This is a genomic window from Tropicimonas sp. IMCC6043, from assembly GCF_004146235.1.
In the GTDB taxonomy this organism is placed as follows: Bacteria; Pseudomonadota; Alphaproteobacteria; order Rhodobacterales; family Rhodobacteraceae; genus Tropicimonas.
On the sequence record NZ_SELO01000255.1, the window covers coordinates 1 to 255 of the forward strand.

Annotated in this window: 1 pseudogene; it reads right to left on the reverse strand. The window is 63.9% G+C overall.

Annotated elements, in window-relative coordinates:
- Positions 1-255: pseudogene (locus EU800_RS26580) on the reverse strand (IS110 family transposase); the annotation flags it as partial.

The following is a 255-nucleotide window of genomic DNA, read 5'->3' on the forward strand; positions in this document are numbered from 1 at the left end:
GCATGTTCGGCCGCGTCACGGCCTCGCAGATCGCCTCGGCATCCGCCGCATCATTCTTCTGCCGCTTCACGTAAGGCTTCACATACGCGGGCGGGATCAGCCGGACCTCGTGGCCAAGTGCCGCGATTTCCCGCGCCCAGAAGTGTGAGCTGGGGCAGGCTTCCATGCCGATCAGGCAGGGCTCGATCTTGTCGAGAAAATCGAGCACCGCGCCCCGCCGAAGCTTCTTCTGCAAGACGACAGCGCCACAGGCAT